The organism is Serratia sp. 201, from assembly GCF_037027545.1.
Classification (GTDB): domain Bacteria; phylum Pseudomonadota; class Gammaproteobacteria; order Enterobacterales; family Enterobacteriaceae; genus Serratia; species Serratia bockelmannii.
The window spans coordinates 1,001,309-1,019,688 of the sequence record NZ_JAXCHC010000002.1; the positions used below are offsets into that span (position 1 = coordinate 1,001,309).

13 protein-coding genes are annotated in these 18,380 nt (G+C 59.5%); all 13 read left to right on the top strand.

All coding sequences use genetic code 11. The features are described 5' to 3' along the window. The first annotated feature begins 3 nt into the window (after positions 1–3). The 13 genes from WA302_RS12970 (at position 4) to narI (ending at position 18,223) form a co-directional block, all read left to right on the top strand. Positions 4–1,137 carry a polysaccharide export protein gene (locus tag WA302_RS12970; RefSeq protein ID WP_336064102.1) on the top strand — a complete coding sequence of 378 codons (1,134 nt, stop codon included), beginning with the start codon at positions 4–6 and terminating at the stop codon, positions 1,135–1,137. Positions 1,138–1,164: 27 nt separating this feature from the next. Further along, positions 1,165–3,348: a polysaccharide biosynthesis tyrosine autokinase gene (locus WA302_RS12975; protein WP_060433316.1), complete on the top strand. Its 2,184-nt coding sequence runs from the start codon at positions 1,165–1,167 to the stop codon at positions 3,346–3,348. Between the two features lie 4 nt (positions 3,349–3,352). After that, on the top strand, positions 3,353–4,651 hold the full coding sequence (locus WA302_RS12980; RefSeq protein WP_043138544.1) for a flippase: 1,299 nt from the start codon (positions 3,353–3,355) through the stop codon (positions 4,649–4,651). Further along, positions 4,632–5,480, top strand: a complete 849-nt coding sequence (locus WA302_RS12985) for an ATP-grasp fold amidoligase family protein (protein ID WP_025303208.1) — start codon at positions 4,632–4,634, stop codon at positions 5,478–5,480. The genes WA302_RS12980 and WA302_RS12985 overlap by 20 nt, the downstream gene beginning before the upstream one ends. 6 nt (positions 5,481–5,486) lie before the next feature. Further along, positions 5,487–6,641, top strand: a complete 1,155-nt coding sequence (locus WA302_RS12990) for a hypothetical protein (RefSeq protein ID WP_336064104.1) — start codon at positions 5,487–5,489, stop codon at positions 6,639–6,641. A gap of 3 nt (positions 6,642–6,644) precedes the next feature. Continuing rightward, a complete protein-coding gene (locus WA302_RS12995) occupies positions 6,645–7,550 on the top strand; it encodes a glycosyltransferase family 2 protein (RefSeq protein ID WP_025303206.1) in 906 nt (301 codons plus the stop codon). 1 nt (position 7,551) lies between these two features. After that, positions 7,552–8,607: a glycosyltransferase family 4 protein gene (locus WA302_RS13000; protein ID WP_049209033.1), complete on the top strand. Its 1,056-nt coding sequence runs from the start codon at positions 7,552–7,554 to the stop codon at positions 8,605–8,607. Positions 8,608–8,614: 7 nt separating this feature from the next. Further along, a complete protein-coding gene (locus tag WA302_RS13005) occupies positions 8,615–9,358 on the top strand; it encodes a glycosyltransferase family 2 protein (protein ID WP_038876984.1) in 744 nt (247 codons plus the stop codon). An 11-nt stretch (positions 9,359–9,369) separates the two neighbouring features. Then, positions 9,370–11,229 carry a carbohydrate-binding protein CenC gene (locus WA302_RS13010; RefSeq protein ID WP_151428105.1) on the top strand — a complete coding sequence of 620 codons (1,860 nt, stop codon included), beginning with the start codon at positions 9,370–9,372 and terminating at the stop codon, positions 11,227–11,229. A gap of 292 nt (positions 11,230–11,521) precedes the next feature. Next, the gene (locus WA302_RS13015) at positions 11,522–15,283 is read left to right on the top strand and encodes a nitrate reductase subunit alpha (RefSeq protein ID WP_060433303.1); all 3,762 of its coding nucleotides are present in this window, start codon (positions 11,522–11,524) and stop codon (positions 15,281–15,283) included. Then, a complete protein-coding gene (gene narH / locus WA302_RS13020; RefSeq protein ID WP_025303201.1) occupies positions 15,280–16,824 on the top strand; it encodes a nitrate reductase subunit beta in 1,545 nt (514 codons plus the stop codon). The genes WA302_RS13015 and narH overlap by 4 nt, the downstream gene beginning before the upstream one ends. Further along, positions 16,821–17,543 (top strand): nitrate reductase molybdenum cofactor assembly chaperone, encoded by a 723-nt coding sequence (gene narJ / locus WA302_RS13025; protein ID WP_025303200.1) that lies wholly within the window; start codon positions 16,821–16,823, stop codon positions 17,541–17,543. The genes narH and narJ overlap by 4 nt, the downstream gene beginning before the upstream one ends. 2 nt (positions 17,544–17,545) lie before the next feature. After that, positions 17,546–18,223 carry a respiratory nitrate reductase subunit gamma gene (gene narI, locus WA302_RS13030; RefSeq protein ID WP_025303199.1) on the top strand — a complete coding sequence of 226 codons (678 nt, stop codon included), beginning with the start codon at positions 17,546–17,548 and terminating at the stop codon, positions 18,221–18,223. The last annotated feature ends 157 nt before the right edge of the window (positions 18,224–18,380 follow it).

Genomic DNA, 18,380 nt, shown 5'->3' on the forward strand with positions numbered 1-18,380 from the left:
TCCATGAATTTTCATTTGCCTCTTTTGATGCCATTGGCCTTCACCTCCGCGCTGTTGAGTGGATGTACGGTGGTTCCCGGTTCACATTTACCGACCAGCGGAAAAGCCATCGTCGTGCAACAGGACGACGATTTCGATTTGAATGACCAGGTACAGGTTTATCGCATGTCGCCGATGCTGCTGCAGAAAATGCGGCGCGTAGAACCGGTCGCCCGGCCGAACCCGGCGCTGGATCAGCGATTGCAGAGCTATCAATACCGCATCGGCGTCGGCGACGTGTTGGACGTCACCGTCTGGGATCACCCCGAGTTGACCACGCCGGCCGGGCAATACCGCAGCGCCAGCGACACCGGCAACTGGGTGCATGCGGATGGCACGATTTTTTATCCCTATATCGGGCGAGTGGCGGTGGTGGGCAAGACCGTCACCGAAGTGCGCAGCCTGATCGCCGGCCGTCTGGCGCAGTATGTGGAAAGCCCTCAGGTTGACGTCAGTATTGCCGCTTTCCGTTCGCAGAAGGCTTACGTGACCGGCGAAGTGAAAACCTCCGGCCAACAGGCGATCACCAACGTGCCGTTGACCATTCTGGATGCGATTAACGCCGCCGGCGGCCTGACGGACAACGCCGATTGGCGCAACGTGGTGCTGACCCATCAGGGCAAAGAGCGGGCTATCTCGCTGCAGGCGCTGATGCAGCGCGGCGACATCAGCCAGAACGCGCTGCTGCAGCCGGGCGACATCCTCTACATCCCGCGCAATGACGAATTGAAAGTGTTCGTGATGGGCGAGGTGGGCAAGCAAGCGACGCTGAAGATGGATCGCAGCGGCATGACCCTGACCGAGGCCCTCGGATCTTCCGAAGGGATCAGCCAGACGGTGGCGGATGCGACCGGGGTGTTCGTGATCCGGCCGAGCGGCGGTAAAACACCGCAGCGACTGGCGACGCTGTATCAGTTCGATCTCTCCGACGCCAGCGCGCTGGCGATGGGCGCTGAATTTCAGCTGCAACCTTACGACGTCGTGTACGTCACTGCGGCGCCGGTCGCGCGCTGGAACCGTTTGATCAGCCAGCTGGTGCCGACCATCAGCAGCTTTAACGATCTCAGCGAGGCGACCTTGCGCGTGCGCAACTGGTAACTCCGCAGGGTGAATAAGGAACAGAAGATGAAAAATAATGCGCTGTCCGTGATGGTGGCCGAACAAGACGAAAAGCTGGAGTGGGAACGCCTGATTGGGCCGCTGTGGGATAACCGCTGGCGGATCGCCGTCGTGACCGGCGTGGCAGGCATGTTGGGCGTCGCCTACGCCCTGTTGGCCACCCCGGTGTACCAGGCTACGGCGGTGGTGCAGGTGGAGAAGCAGCTGTCCGGCGATTCGCTGCTGCGTGAAACGTTGGACAGTTCAATGATGGGGCAAAATTCGGCGACACAGGATGAGGTGACGCTGGCTAAGTCGCGCTACGTGCTGGGAAAAACGGTGGACACCCTCGGTCTGACGGTGCGCGTCAGCCCGGACTATTTCCCGGTGTTCGGCAAAGGCTTTGCCCGCTTGAGCGGTGAAAAGCCGCCGGTGCTGAGTATTGCCACGCTGACGACGCCGGCGGACATGGAGGGCGAAGCGCTGACGCTGACGGTGCGCGATGGGCAGCATTACGAGCTGAGTTATGACGGCAGCAAACTGTTCAGCGGCGTGGTCGGGCAGCCGGTGGCGCAAGGCGGTTGGAACATGACCGTCTCGGCGCTGGACGCTTCGCCGGGCGCCAGCTTTACCGTGGTCAAAGTCGCGCGTCAAGAAGCGGTGGACGATCTGCGTAAATACCTGGACGTGGTGCCGGGTGGCAAGGATAGCGGCATCATGACCTTTACGCTGCCGAGCGAAGATCCGCAGAGCGCCGAGGCAATGCTGAAGAACATCACCGACAACTACCTGCAGCAGAACGTGGACCGCAAAACGGAAGAAGCTCAGCGAATGCTGGCGTTCCTGCAAGAGCAACTGCCGCAAACGCAAACCTCGTTGAACAACGCCGAAACCCAACTTAATCAGTTCCGCCAGCAAAATGACTCGGTGGATCTGTCGCTTGAAGCCAAATCGGTGCTGGATACTCAAGTGCAGCTCGAGGCCCAGCTCAACGAGCTGACCTTCAAGGAAGCGGAAATCTCCAAACTCTACACCCGCGCGCACCCGGCTTACCGGGCGCTGCTGGAGAAGCGCGCCACGCTGGAGGCGGAAAAGGCACGGCTGGGTAAACAGGTGCAGACGTTGCCGAAAATGCAGCAGGAGATCCTGCGTCTTACCCGCGACGTGCAGGTGGATCAGCAGGTTTACATGCAGCTGATGAACAAGCAGCAGGAACTGAGCATCAGCAAGGCCGGCACGGTGGGCAATGTGCGCATCATCGACGAAGCGGAAACCGCGCTGCGGCCGATTAAGCCGCAAAAGATGCTGATCGTATTGTTGGCGCTGCTGCTTGGCGCCGGGGGCGGCGCCATCGTAGTGCTGCTGCGTGCGGCCTTCCATCGCGGCATCAATGACATCGATACCCTGGAGAAGCGGGGCATCAACGTCTACGCCACCGTGCCGCTGTCGCCGTGGCAGGTGAAGCGCAACCGCGAGCAACGTCAGCTGCTGCCAAGGTCCGGGGGGCGGCGCTTGCCGATCCTGGCGGTGGCCGAACCGACGGACCTGTCGGTGGAAGCGATCCGCAGCCTGCGCACCAGCCTGCATTTCGCCATGATGGAGGCCAAGAACAACATTCTGATGGTCTCCGGCGCCAGCCCGGAAAGCGGCAAGAGCTTTACCAGCACCAACCTGGCGGTGGTGGTGGCGCAGGCCGGGCAGCGGGTGCTGTTGATCGACGCCGATATGCGCAAAGGCTTCCTGCACCGCTGGCTGGCGGATGATGGGCATCAGGGGCTGTCCGACATGCTGGTGGGCAACGTGATGGCGGAACAGGCGGTGCGGAAAACCGCCATCGCCAATCTGGACTTCGTGCCGCGCGGTCAGGTGCCGCCGAACCCGTCCGAACTGCTGATGCACCGCCGTTTCGCCGACTTCCTGCGCTGGGCCGGGCAGAACTACGATCTGGTGCTGATCGACACGCCGCCGATTCTGGCGGTTACGGACGCGGCGATCGTCGGCAATCACGCGGGTACCTCACTGCTGGTGGTGCGCTTTGAGGTGAATACCGTCAAGCAGATCGAAACCAGCATGCGTCGTTTCGAACAGAATGGCGTGGCGATCAAGGGCGTGATCCTCAACGGGATGGTGAAGAAGGCGGCAACCGACATGAGCTATTACAACTTCGCCTACCCAAGCCATCGGGAAGATCACCCGCAGGCAGGGGAATAAGCGGGTGAAGGCCATTATCACCAATGCCCTGTGGCTGATGCTTGAACGCGTTTCGCTCAGCCTGTCCGGCATCTTCGTCTCCATTTACGTTGCGCGCTATCTGGGGCCCGCGCAGTTTGGCACCCTCAACTATCTGTTGGCGACGATCGCCATCGTAGTGCCACTGGTGCAATTGGGCGCCGACAGCATCATTTTCAACCGCGTCGCCCGCCGACAGCCGAGCGGCATTCGCCTGATGCTGGCGTCAATACGCCTGCGTCGTTGGCTGTTCCTGGTGGTGGCGCTGCCGATGCTGATATGGAGCTATTTCAGCCAATCGCCCGCCAGCCAACTGATGACGCTGTTGCTGCTTATCAGCGCCTATTTCTCGATTCAGGACGTGTACAAAATTTATTACGATGCCCGCCTGCAGTCGAAACGCAATACGCTGATCAACAACCTGGCGCTGCTGCTGTCGATCGGGCTGCGGCTGGCGCTGGTGAGCGCGGCGCTGCCGCTGGTGTGGTTCGCGATACCCTACATCCTCAGCAGCGCCGTACCTTACCTGGCGCGCCTCTGGTTATTCCGTGCGGAAGCGGCGGCCTCGCCGCGGGTTACGCCGCGCCAGGCCAGGCGCTATGGCCGTTATTTGCTAAAGGTGGGCCTGCCGTTGGCCATCTCCAGCCTGTCGATAGTGATCTATACCCGCATCGATCAAATCATGCTGGGCAATCTGGTCGGCGAGCAGGCGGTAGGCTGGTTCAGTGCCGCCACCACCCTCAGCCAAGGCTGGGTTTTCGTGCCGATGGCGCTGATCACTTCGTTGATGCCGGGCATTGCTAGCTGTCGCGATCCGTTGGAGCAGGAGTACCGTATTCGGGTGCTTTATCTGGTGGTCTTGGGCCTGTCGTTGCCGGTGTTGCTGGGCCTATGGTGGTTCGCCCACCCGGCGATTGCGCTGCTGTACGGCGCCGCTTTCCAACCGGCCGCCAATATCCTGGCTATTTGCACGCTGACCTCGCTGTTCTCGGTAATGGGGACGGTTTCGTACCGCAGCATCGTGCTGTTCGCCGGCTATCGTTTTATCGCCATCAAGATGCCGTTGGTGGCGGTGGCGAACGTGGTGATGAATCTGCTGCTGATCCCGCGCTACGGCCTGATCGGTGCGGCGGTATCTACGCTGTTGGCGGAGTTCATTTCGTTCTTCGTGCTGAACAGTTTATTCCGTGGCGGAAAAATTACCCGACTGCAGCTGACCTGTTTTTACTGCCTGCCGCGTCTTGTCAGCAAATTAAGGAGAGAGCATGTTAAACATCCTGGTTAAAAATATTTCCAAGCGCCTGCCCGATGCCTGGCACCATCAGGTTAAATACGCGCTCTATTTCAAGAAGCTGCCGCACCTGTCAAAACCGACCGGCTTCAGCGAAAAGATCATGCGCCGCAAAATTTATCCGCGCAGCATCTACACCACTTTGTCGGACAAGTTCAAGGTGCGTGAATTTATCGCCGGCCTGTGGGGCGAGGAGTATCTGGTGGAGCTGTATGCGCATGGCACTGAACTTAGCTACGACATGTTCAGGCAATTGCCTAACGCCTTTGTGCTGAAGGCCAACCACGGCAGCGGCTATAACCGCTTGGTGTTCGACAAGCAGCAGATTAGCTACGCGGAGTTGTACGATCTCAGCAACGCGTGGATGCGCAGCAACTTTTATGAGCAGAGCCGCGAAAAGCATTATCTGGATATCGAACCCTGCATCATGGTGGAGCGCCTGTTGCTGGATGGCGAACAGGTGCCGAACGATATCAAGTTTCATTGTTTCAACGACAATCATGAAATTCGTATGTTCATCCAGGTGGATTACCAGCGTTTCGGCACCCATCGGCGCGATATTTTTGATATCGACTGGAACCGCACCGAAATTCGTATCAACTTGCCGAATGCAGACGAACCGATGCCGCGTCCTACACGGCTGGAGGAAATGATACGTTTGGCTCGCCAGACCGCGCAGCAGTTCTCTTATGTCCGTGTGGATTTCTACCAGGTCGGTGAGAAGGTGTATTTCGGTGAGTTGACGTTTACGCCTGGCGCGGGGTTAAGCAAGCTGATGCCGAAAAACATTGAGCAGGAATGGGGCAGTTATTTTACTGAGTAAACGCTTATGCAAAGAGTCGCCTCCAATTTTCAAATGCATGCCAATGCGGGTTATAATCAGTCGCGAGATTTAGTCAATCAATCAATTGTATTGACCTTCCTGCTGATGTTTTTCGTGAAAACGTTCCTGACCTCGGGATCGTTCAATAGCGAGCTGATTAATAAAGCGGTCATGGGGCTTAATGGCTTGATGTTGCTCTATGTTGGCTATGCATTTTTTATCGCTACGCTGGCGGAAAAGGCGGTTGCGGGTTTTTTGGTTCTGCTGTTTCTTGTTAATATTGCCACCGGTCATGGTGATTATCTGTTTGGTGCGGTATTCAGCACGGCGGTGATCATTTTATTTCGCCGCATAGACATGGGGCGTGGCGCTGAAATGTTTGCCATCACCTTTGTGGTGGCAGGGTTACTGGTGGTTATTCCCTATATCTTTTACACCGATGGGTTTGTTTACCTTGATGAGCGTTACGGCAATCGATTAACGCTGGGGTTCGATAATCCGAATACCCTGGCGTATTATTCTTTTGCCTTGTTCGCCACATTGCTGTGCCTGATCGATCATGCGAAATTAACGCGAGGAATGAAAAATATCGCTTCGCTGGCGGTATCGGCGTTAATTCTCCCGGTGCTGATGTATTCCTATTCTCGCACCTGTTTTATGTTGGCGCTGTTGATGTTGTTGCTGTTTTGGCTGGCGCCGCTGCTGCGTGTCGCGCCGAACAGAAAAGTCTGCATCGCGCTGACGTTGGCCATTGTAGGCTTTCAATTCGCCAGCGTTATACGCTGGGGGAGTAATCCGGCCTTGGACGTCCTCTTGAACCAGGCGTTGACCGGGCGAGTCTGGTTCTCCTGGCAGATGTTTCAGGCGGTGGGGCTACCCAATCCGCTGTTCGGCATGAATATAGAGCCTTATAAGCCCGTCGATTTCTTCTTCATCGCCATGTTTTATTCGGCCGGTGGCATCGCTTCTGTCGTCATGCTTTTTTGTTATTTTCACCTGTTGGGCAATATGCGCAGGCTGAGTCGGTTCATGCGCTGGGTGGTGGTTGTTTTCCTGCTGACAACCTTTACGGAAACCTATTTTTTGGTCCCGGTATTTAACGTGTCGTTATTGTTGCTTTGCCGTGGAAAAGAAATGATAAATTCTAAGTTGGAGGGTTAAGAAATGGATTTCTCGATCGTTATCCCTATTTATAATAGTGCACGCTACCTGCCGAAAACGCTGAAGCGGATTTTCAACGCTTGCCAAGGATTCGACTATCAGGTGATTTTGGTTGATGATTGCTCTGACGAGGATGATATCAAGTATATTCGTCAGATAGCGGCGACGAATAGCAATGTGATGCTGCATGAGAAAAAACAGAAGAGCAATGCGGCGGTGTCGCGCAACTTAGGTACCAAGTTAGCGCAATCGGAGATCGTGTTTTTCCTCGACTCTGATGATTACTTCACGACCAACTATATTATTCGTCGCATGAATAAACATGAGGATCGCCATATTGATATTATCTTCGGCAACTATGCGGAGGTGAGCGGCGATTCGGTGCGTGATTTCAACTTCCATTATAAATCCGGTTCCTCCGGCGAGGATTTTCTTTTTCTGGAAATGGGCGATATTCGTTCATCCACCATCAGCATCCGTAAAAAAAGCGATCGCCGCTTTTTATTTCCCGAGTTCCTCAATAAGCATCAGGACTGGGGTTTTTTGGTCAATGCCACCAATTTGGGCGCGCATGTGGCGCACGACGCCGGCGGAGGGGTGTTTCTCGACGTAGGGCGCTATGGGCGCATGACGGCGAAGCTCAATCTGGAGGCCAGCGACCGCTTTATCAATACCTTCCTCAGCCCCAGCGATCGCCATATCAGCGGATTCGCCTGCAAGCATCTGCTGGCCTCGCTGTATTCGGAAAACGCCCAGGCGTTCAATTATTACTCGTCGCGCATCGTGCGGCACAGCCTGAGCGGCAAGTTCAAGGTGATCAAATGGTATGGCGATTGTCTGGCGCGGTTGGGATTGTTCTCGGTTGGCGGCCGGCTGCTGCGCAATGTGCGCCAGGGATTCAGGAGATGATATGCAAGCACGCAAGGTAATCATCGTTATCGAAAATATCGCGGGCAAGGGCGGTACTGAACGGGTCGCCAGCGGTTTGGCCAACGCGCTGGCGCGTCTGCCGGGTTATGAGGTGGCGGTGTTTTCGCTGTTTGGCGAGCGGAGCTTCTTTCCGCTGGCGAGTGACGTCCGGTTGCGCTGCGGCGGTGGCGATTCGCTGTTCTGGCCATGGCGGCTGGCATTGGCGCTGCGGCGTGAACGCGCGGACGTGATCATTACCGTTTCTATGGGAAAACTGTCGGTGGTGATGACGCCTTTTCTGCGTTTGTTCTGTGCCCGCAGCCGGTTGCTATTAAGTGAGCACGTCAGCTTTCACCAGTATCCGCGCGTATTTAAGTGGCTGAAGTTGCTGGTTTACCGGCTGAGCGATCGCGTGATTTTCCTGACGCGGCAAGATAGCGACGCCATCGCTCGCTGGGTGGGGGCCGGAAAATGTCGGGTGATCGAGAACGTTTCGCCATTCGGCGCACAGGCGCCGACGCCGGCGCTGCAAAAAAAGGTGGCGCTGGCGGTGGGGCGATTGAGCAATCAGAAAGGCTTCGATCGACTGATCGCACTGTGGCGAGGGGTGGTGGCGCAGGCGCCGGATTGGCGTCTGCTGATTATTGGCGACGGTCCGGAGCGCGACGCATTGCGGCGACAGATTGAAGACGCCGGGCTGGAGCGGCAGGTGAGTCTGCTGCCGGCCACCGCTGACGTGGCGGACTATTATCGCCAGGCCAGCCTGTATTTGATGACCTCTCGCTATGAGGGATTGCCGATGGTGTTGATCGAAGCCATGAGTTTCGGCCTGCCGCTGGTGGCCTACGACTGCAAGACCGGCCCGGCCGAGTTGATAGACGATGGCGTCAACGGCTATCTGGTGCCCGATGACGACGCTGCCGCCTTCAGCGAAGGGGTGATCAAACTGATGCTCGATCCGGGTTTGCGCGAGCACTTCTCTATCGCCGCGTTAGAGAAGTCTCGTCGTTTTTCTCCCGAACGTATTTATCCCCAGTGGCAACAGCTCACCGAGTGAGGACAGAATGGAAAAGATATCCGTGATAATGCCGGCCTACAATGCTGCGAACTCTATTAAAGAGTCGATTTTAGGCGTGCTGAATCAGCGATTTACCGATTATCACCTGTATGTGATCGATGATGCGTCTACCGACGATACTGCCGAGGTGGTACGGCCGTTTATCCACGATCGCCTCACCTATATCCGTAATGAGCATAACCAGGGCGTGGCGGAAACGCGCAACATCGGCATTGAGGCGGCGAAAGGCGACTATATCGCCTTCTGCGACAGTGATGACGTATGGCTGCCCAACAAGCTGTCGCGGCAGGCGAGCATTTTGCAAACCCGCCGCTACGACGTGGTGTGCTCCCATTATTACACCTTCGAAGACGACCTGAAATTGATCAAAAACACCCGTGGTGCGGATGAGCTTATTGGCTATCAGGATATGTTGAAAAGCAACTGGATTGGCAATCTCACCGGCATCTACAACCAGAAGCGCATCGGTAAGGTGTATCAGCAAAAAGTGGGCCATGAGGACTATTTGATGTGGCTGGCGGTGCTGCAGAAGGCGCGTAACGGCCTGGCCTACTGCATTCCCGAACCGCTGGCCTGTTACCGATTGTCTACCCATTCGCTGTCGGGCAACAAAATCCGCGCCGCGGATTGGCAATGGCGGATTTACCGTCAGCATTTGGGGCTGTCTTACCAGAAATCCTGCTATCTGTTCGCCACCTATCTGTTCAATGCCGTGGTGAAAAGGAAGTGACCATGAGGGGGATGTATCAGAGGGTGGCTCTGGGCTGTTGCGCCTTGTGGAGCGCTTCGGCTCTGGCGCAGAGCTGCCAACCCAATCTGTTGGCCAACCCCGGCTTTGAGCAGGGGCTCAGCGGCTGGCGCGCGCAGGGCGCACAGGGCGACGGCGATACGCACAGCGGCCGTGGCAGTCTGCGTTATGACAATGCAGATGCAGCGCAGTACCGTACCTTCAACCAGGCGCTGCAGGTTGTGCCCGGGCAGACGATCGATTTCGGCGTCTGGCTCAAGACCCGCGGCGTACGCGGGCAAAGCCGCGACGGCGGCGCCGGGGTTTATCTGCAAAGCTTTGATGCGCAGGGGCGCTTTCTGGAAGGCAGCTATCCGGCTGGCGTGACCGGCGACAGCGGTTGGCGGCAGGTGAACGCCAGCTATACCGTGCCGCCGCAGGCGGCGCGAATCACTTTTGGCGTTTACCTGCGTAAGGGGAGCACCGGTACCGTCTGGTTTGACGACGCCTATGCGTGTACTCGAGCGCCTAAGCCGGCATTGTATCAGCTCGGCGCGTCGGCGCAGGGAAAGGTCGACACGCTGATAGTCACTGCGCAGCCGCAGCATTTGCAGGTCGATAGCGAATTGCTTAATGCCGAGGGGCAGGTTGTTCACCGTAGCCGCGACCGTTATCAAGTTGAAGGGCAGCGCCGTATCGAATACCCACTGCCGACCGGCCTGGCCCAGGGAGAGTACCGCCTGCGTCAGCAGGTCACCGGTCAGCAACCCCAGCCGGCACAGGGCAGCGAGCTGTCTTTTCGCGTTGGCCAGCCTGCGGCCAAAGTGGCGATCGACAGCAAAGGCTTTACCCTGCGCGATGGTCAACGGCTTTTCCCGTTGGGCATTTACGCCAACGTGGCTACCGATGAACATTTGGCGCGCATCGCCTCGGCGGGATTCAACACGGTGCTGAACTATGATTATGGGGAAAAGAAAGATCCTTACGCCTTTTTCCGCAACGCACGCAAGCGCGGGCTGCTGGTCATTTACTCCGTCAAAGATCAGTACCGCGGCAGCCGTTTCGCGCCGGCCGTGCGCGGTGGCGACTACGCGGCGATGACGGCCTGGTACGTGCAGCGCTTGCGCTCTCAGCCCAACCTGCTCGCCTGGTACATCAACGATGAACTGGGGCCGGAATATCTCGATAAGATCGAGGAAAAAAACCTGCAAATAAAGCGGCTTGACGGCGATCACCCCACCTTCCAGGTGTTGAACAAAACCGGGGAGTTGGACGCCTACTTTAACAGCAGCGACATTTTGGCGACCGACCCTTACCCGGTGGGGAACGATCGCGATCTGACGCGCACTACGCGTTATACCGAACTGACGGTGCAGGCCGCCCGCCAGGCACGCGGGGCCTGGGTGGTGATGCAAATCATGGATCACGCCGCTTATGACGCCCGCCGCAAGCCACATCCGCCGTCAGAGGCGGAAATCCGCAACCAGGCCTGGCAGGCGCTGATCGGCGGCGCTAAGGGGCTGTTGTTTTATTCTTATACCGATCTGTTTTACAAGCGTAAAACCGGCCGCTTCGACCAACGGGAGTTTGACGCCACCTGGCGTGGCGTGGCTGCCGTGTCGCAGCAAATTGCCGCTTTCACCCCTTATCTGCTGACGGGAAAATCGACGCCGCTGGCGGGAAGCGACCCGCAAATGCCGGCGCGGATGTTTATTCTGGGCGATCGCGCCTTGCTGCTGGTAGCCAACCCCTACTATCGAGAGGGAAGCACCCGCTTGCGCCTTCCGGCGGGCTGGCGGCAGCAGGGAGAGGGCACGGAGGTCAAGCTGGCGTTGCCCGCAGTGGGCACCGCGACGCTGTGGCTTCAACGCTGAAAGCGACGAGTTAGCATCACGCGGGAGGTTTCTCCCGCGTCCTACCCCCAAATACCCCACCTTGCCCCCCGCCCGTCAGTCTCTGTCATGAATTCCTGATTTATTCATTCAAATTCAATTAATTAAAGTTAATTCTCGCACCTATACTTTGGTGGTATTTCATCCCCGACGCGCGCGTCGCCTCCCGCTTTCTCTTGATCGCAATCAATTTGCCGCCGGTTGGCCGTCAGTAGGCTGGCGGCAGATTGAGCATGTCTTCTTATAACGACAAGAGCCTTCAGGAGCATTCCGGATGAGCAAATTTTTAGACCGTTTCCGCTATTTCAAGCAGTTGGCGGAGCCTTTTTCTGGCGATCACGGCCAGACCTTGAACACCAACCGCGACTGGGAAGACGGCTACCGCAGCCGTTGGCAACACGACAAAGTGGTGCGTTCCACCCACGGCGTGAACTGCACCGGTTCCTGCAGTTGGAAGATCTATGTGAAGAATGGTCTGGTGACCTGGGAAACCCAGCAAACCGACTATCCGCGCACCCGTCCCGATCTGCCTAACCATGAACCGCGCGGCTGCCCGCGCGGCGCCAGCTACTCCTGGTACCTGTACAGCGCCAACCGGCTGAAATACCCGCTGATGCGCAAGCGTCTGCTCAAGCTGTGGCGCGAAGCGAAAGCGCAGCACAGCGATCCGGTTGCGGCCTGGGGCTCTATCGTCGGCGATGCGGAAAAAGCCAAAAGCTACAAGGTGGCGCGCGGCCGCGGCGGTTTCGTCCGCTCCAGCTGGCAAGAGGTCAATGAACTGATCGCCGCCGCCAACGTCTATACCGCCAAAACCTTCGGCCCGGACCGCATTATCGGCTTCTCGCCGATCCCGGCGATGTCGATGGTGTCCTACGCCGCCGGCGCCCGCTACCTGTCGCTGATCGGCGGCGCCTGCCTGAGCTTCTACGATTGGTACTGCGATCTGCCGCCGGCCTCGCCGATGACCTGGGGCGAGCAGACCGACGTGCCGGAATCCGCCGACTGGTACAACTCCTCCTACATTATCGCCTGGGGCTCCAACGTGCCGCAGACGCGTACCCCGGACGCCCACTTCTTTACCGAAGTGCGTTACAAGGGCACCAAAACCGTGGCGGTGACGCCGGACTATGCCGAAGTCGCCAAGCTGTGCGACCACTGGCTGAATCCGAAGCAGGGCACCGACAGCGCGATGGCGCTGGCGATGGGCCACGTAATGCTGAAAGAGTTCCATCTCGACCGCGAAGTTGGCTACTTCCGCGACTATGTGCGCCGCTATACCGACATGCCGATGCTGGTGCTGCTGGAGCCGCGTGAAGGCGGCCACTACGCCGCCGGCCGCCTGCTGCGCGCCGCCGATCTGGTGGACGGATTGGGCCAGGAAAACAACCCCGAGTGGAAAACCGTCGCCATCGACAGCCACAGCGGCGATCTGGTGGCGCCGCAGGGTTCCATCGGTTTCCGCTGGGGCGAGAAGGGCAAGTGGAACCTGGAACAGCGCGAGGGCAAATCGCAACAGGAAGTCGAGCTGCAGCTCAGCCTGTTGGGCATGCATGACGACGTCGCCGAGGTGGGCTTCCCGTACTTCGGCGGAGCCGACAGCGAGCATTTCAACAGCGTGGCACTGGACGAGATCCTGCTGCACAAGCTGCCGGTGAAACGCCTGCGGCTGGCGGACGGCAGCGAAGCGCTGGTGACCAGCGTGTATGACCTGACGCTGGCCAATTACGGCCTGGAACGCGGGCTGGACGACGCCAACTGCGCCGCCGACTATGACGAGGTCAAGGCCTACAGCCCGGCCTGGGCCGAGCAGATCACCGGCGTGTCGCGCCACAACATCATCCGCATTGCCCGCGAGTTCGCGGAAAACGCCGAGAAGACCCACGGCCGTTCGATGATCATCGTCGGCGCCGGCGTCAACCACTGGTATCACATGGACATGACCTACCGCGGCCTGATCAATATGCTGATCTTCTGCGGTTGCGTCGGCCAGAGCGGCGGCGGCTGGGCGCACTACGTCGGCCAGGAAAAACTGCGGCCGCAAACCGGCTGGCTGCCGCTGGCGTTTGGCCTCGACTGGCAGCGCCCGCCGCGCCACATGAACAGCACCTCGTTCTTCTACAACCATTCCAGCCAATGGCGCTATGAAACTGTCGGCACCGACGAGCTGCTGTCGCCGCTGGCGGACAAGTCGCGCTTCGGCGGCAGCCTGATCGACTTCAACGTGCGCGCCGAGCGCATGGGCTGGCTGCCGTCGGCGCCGCAGTTGGGCACCAACCCGCTGCGCCTGGCGGAGCAGGCCCGCGCCGCCGGCCAGTCACCGGTCGAGTTCACCGTCGACGGCCTGAAAAACGGCACGCTGGGCTTCGCCGCCGAGCAGCCGGACAATCCGCAGAACTTCCCGCGCAACCTGTTCGTCTGGCGCTCCAACCTGCTGGGGTCTTCCGGCAAGGGCCATGAGTACATGCTCAAATACCTGTTGGGCACCGAAAACGGCATCCAGGGGAAAGATCTCGGCCAGCAGGGCGGCGTGAAGCCACAGGAAGTGGAATGGCGCGAGCAGGGCGGCGAAGGCAAGCTGGATCTGGTGGTGACGCTCGATTTCCGCATGTCGAGCACCTGCCTGTACTCCGACGTGGTGCTGCCGACCGCCACCTGGTACGAAAAAGACGATATGAACACCTCCGACATGCACCCGTTCATCCATCCGCTGTCGGCGGCGGTCGATCCGGCCTGGGATTCGAAGAGCGACTGGGAGATTTACAAGGGCATCGCCAAGGCCTTCTCCGAAGTGTGCGTCGGCCATCTGGGCCAGGAAACCGACGTGGTGACCTTGCCTATCCAGCACGACTCCGCCGCCGAACTGGCACAGCCTTACGGCGTGCAGGACTGGAAGAAAGGCGAATGCGATCTGATCCCCGGCAAAACCGCGCCGCACATCATCGCGGTGGAACGCGATTACCCGGCCACCTACGAGCGCTTCACCTCGCTGGGGCCGCTGCTGGACAAACTGGGCAACGGCGGCAAGGGCATCAGCTGGAACACCCAAACCGAGGTCGACTTCCTCAAGCAGCTTAACTACGTCAAGGCCGACGGCCCGGCGGTAGGGCGGCCGAAGATCGAGAGCGCGATTGACGCGGCGGAAGTGATCCTGTCGCTGGCGCCGGAAACCAACGGCCAGGTGGCGGTAAAAGCCTGGGAGGCCCTGAGCAACGTCACCGGCCGCGATCACCGGCATCTGGCGCTGAACAAGGAAGACGAGAAAATTCGCTTCCGCGACATTCAGGCGCAGCCGCGCAAAATCATCTCCAGCCCGACCTGGTCCGGCCTGGAAGACGAACACGTTTCCTACAACGCCTGCTACACCAACGTGCACGAGTTGATCCCGTGGCGCACCCTCAGCGGCCGTCAACAGCTGTATCAGGACCACGAGTGGATGCGCGCCTTCGGTGAAAGCCTGCTGGTATACCGGCCACCGATCGACACCCGTGCCGCGCAGCCGCTGCTGAACAGCAAGCCGAACGGCAACAAGGAGAAGGCGCTGAACTTCCTGACGCCGCACCAGAAGTGGGGCATTCACTCCACCTACAGCGACAACCTGTTGATGCTGACGCTGTCGCGCGGTGGCCCGATCGTCTGGCTGAGCGAAGACGACGCCAAAGATCTGGGCATCGCGGACAACGACTGGATCGAGGCCTTCAACGCCAACGGCGCGCTGACGGCGCGCGCGGTGGTCAGCCAGCGTATCCCGGCCGGCATGACCATGATGTACCACGCGCAGGAGCGCATCGTGAACCTGCCGGGCTCGGAGATCACCAGCCAACGCGGCGGCATCCACAACTCGGTGACCCGCGCCTGTCCGAAGCCGACCCACATGATCGGCGGCTATGCGCAGTTGGCCTACGGCTTCAACTACTACGGCACCGTCGGCTCCAACCGCGACGAGTTCGTGGTGGTGCGCAAGATGAACCGCATTGATTGGTTGGACGACGAAGGCAACGACTACGCGCAGGGCAGTCAGCAGGAGAACAGCAAATGAAAATTCGTTCGCAAGTCGGCATGGTGCTGAATCTGGACAAGTGCATCGGTTGCCACACCTGTTCGGTCACCTGCAAAAACGTCTGGACCAGCCGTGAAGGCATGGAGTACGCCTGGTTCAATAACGTGGAAAGCAAGCCCGGCGTCGGGTATCCGCACGCCTGGGAAGATCAGGAAAAATGGAAGGGCGGCTGGATCCGTAAAATCAACGGCAAGCTGGAGCCGCGCATGGGCAGCCGCGTCGGCGTGTTGGCGAAAATCTTCGCCAACCCGGACGTGCCGGCGCTGGACGACTACTACGAGCCGTTCGATTACGACTACCAGCATCTGCACACCGCCAAACAGGGCAAACACCAGCCGGTGGCCCGCCCGCGCTCGCTGATTACCGGGCAGCGCATGAACAAGATCGAAAGCGGCCCGAACTGGGAGGAGATCCTCGGCGGGGAATTCGAAAAACGCTCGCAGGACAAGAACTTCGATAACCTGCAGAAGGCGATGTACGGCCAGTTCGAAAACACCTTCATGATGTACCTGCCGCGCCTGTGCGAGCACTGCCTCAACCCGGCCTGCGTCGCCACCTGCCCGAGCGGGGCGATCTACAAACGCGGCGAAGATGGCATCGTGCTGATCGACCAGGACAAGTGCCGCGGCTGGCGCATGTGCCTGACCGGCTGCCCGTACAAGAAAATCTATTTCAACTGGAAAAGCGGCAAGTCCGAGAAGTGCATCTTCTGTTACCCGCGTATCGAAGCCGGGCAGCCGACGGTCTGTTCGGAGACCTGCGTGGGCCGCATCCGCTATCTCGGCGTGCTGCTGTACGACGCCGATCGCATCGAGCAGGCGGCGGCGGTGGAGAACGACAAAGATCTGTATCAGAGCCAGCTCGATATCTTCCTCGATCCGCATGATCCTAAGGTGATTGCTCAGGCGCTGGCGGACGGCGTGCCGCAGGGCGTCATTGAAGCCGCCCAGCAGTCGCCGGTGTACAAAATGGCGATGGACTGGAAGCTGGCGCTGCCGCTGCACCCGGAATACCGCACGCTGCCGATGGTGTGGTACGTGCCGCCGTTGTCGCCGATTCAGTCCGCCGCCGACGCCGGCGAGCTGGCGCACAACGGCGTATTGCCGGACGTCGAGAGCCTGCGCATTCCGGTGCAGTATCTGGCGAATCTGCTGACCGCCGGCGATACCGAACCGGTACTGCTGGCGCTGAAGCGCATGCTGGCGATGCGCCACTACAAACGGGCGGAAACCGTCGACGGCGTGGTGGACACCAGCGCGCTGGAGCAGGTTGGCCTGAGCGAAGCGCAGGCGCAGGAGATGTATCGCTACCTGGCGATCGCCAACTATGAAGATCGCTTTGTGGTGCCGTCGAGCCACCGCGAACTGGCGCGCGAAGCCTTCCCGGAAAGCAAGGGGTGCGGCTTCAGCTTCGGCGACGGCTGCCACGGCAGCGATGGCAAGTTCAATCTGTTCAACAGCCGCCGTATCGACGCCATCGACGTGACCGCGAAAACCGCGCGGCCGGAGGATGCCTCATGATCAGCCTGAAAGTGATCGCCCGCCTGCTGGATTATCCGGAGCAGGTGCTGTTTGACCATCAGCAGGCGCTGATCGAAGCGCTGGAGCCGGCCAGCGAGCTGGATCTGCACCACAGCGCGCAGCTGATTTTGTTTATCCGCCGCCTGTGCGCGCGCCCGTTGCTGGATGCTCAGGCTGACTATTGCGAGCTGTTCGATCGCGGCCGCGCCACCTCGCTGCTGCTGTTTGAGCACGTGCACGGTGAGTCGCGCGATCGCGGCCAGGCGATGGTTGACCTGATGGCGCAGTACCGCACCGCCGGGCTGGAGATCGACAGCCGCGAGCTGCCGGACTTCCTGCCACTGTACCTGGAGTATTTGGCCAGCCGCAGCGCGGCGCAGGCGCGGGAAGGGCTGCAGGACATCGCGCCGATCCTGGCGCTGCTGGGCGCGCGCTTGCAACAGCGTGAAAGTCCGTACGCGGTGCTGTTCGATCTGCTGCTGGCGCTGTCCGGCAGCGAGGTGCAGGCCCAGGCGCTGGAGACCCAGGTGGCGCAAGAGGCGCGCGACGATACGCCGCAGGCGCTGGATGCGGTGTGGGAAGAGGAGCAGGTCAAGTTTCTCGGCGAACAGGGCTGCGCCTCCGCCCAGCAGACGGCGCACCAGCGGCGCTTCGCCGGCGCGGTGGCGCCACAGTATCTGGATCTGACGGATGCGTTAACCGGAACCAAAGGACGCTAATCATGCAATTTTTGAATCAGTTCTTCTTCGATATCTACCCTTATCTGGCCGGCGCGGTATTCCTGATCGGCAGCTGGTTGCGTTACGACTACGGGCAGTACAGCTGGCGCGCCGGCTCCAGCCAGATGCTGGATAAAAAGGGCATGCGGCTGGCGTCCAACCTGTTCCACATCGGGATTATCGGCATCTTCGCGGGCCACTTCCTCGGCATGCTGACGCCGCACTGGATGTATGAGGCCTTCCTGCCGATCGACGTGAAGCAGAAGCTGGCGATGATCGCCGGCGGCGCCTGCGGCCTGATGACGCTGATCGGCGGCGCGCTGTTGCTGAAGCGTCGCTTGACCAACCCACGGGTGCGCGCCACCAGCAGCTTCGCCGACATCATGATCCTGACGTTGCTGGTGGTGCAGGTGTGCCTGGGCCTGCTGACCATTCCGTTCTCCGCCCAGCATATGGACGGCAGCGAAATGATGAAGCTGGTGGCCTGGGCGCAGGCGGTAGTGACCTTCCACGCCGGCGCCTCTGCGCACCTGGAAGGGGTGGCGATTATCTTCAAACTGCACATGGTGCTGGGCATGACGCTGTTCGTGCTGTTCCCGTTCTGCCGCCTGGTGCATATCTGGAGTGCGCCGGTAGAGTACCTGACCCGCCGTTATCAGCTGGTGCGCAACCGCCGCTGAGCCTGACCCCGCCGCCGCCGATCGCCAGCGGCGGCGCTATTCCGATAATTCCCCCGCCGTCTGCCCATTCTCGCCGCCTTGTCGTAAACTAATTATCTCAGTCATGTTACGCTTATGCTTCCGCCGACGGACGTCGGCCCGTGGTAGCCGATAACAA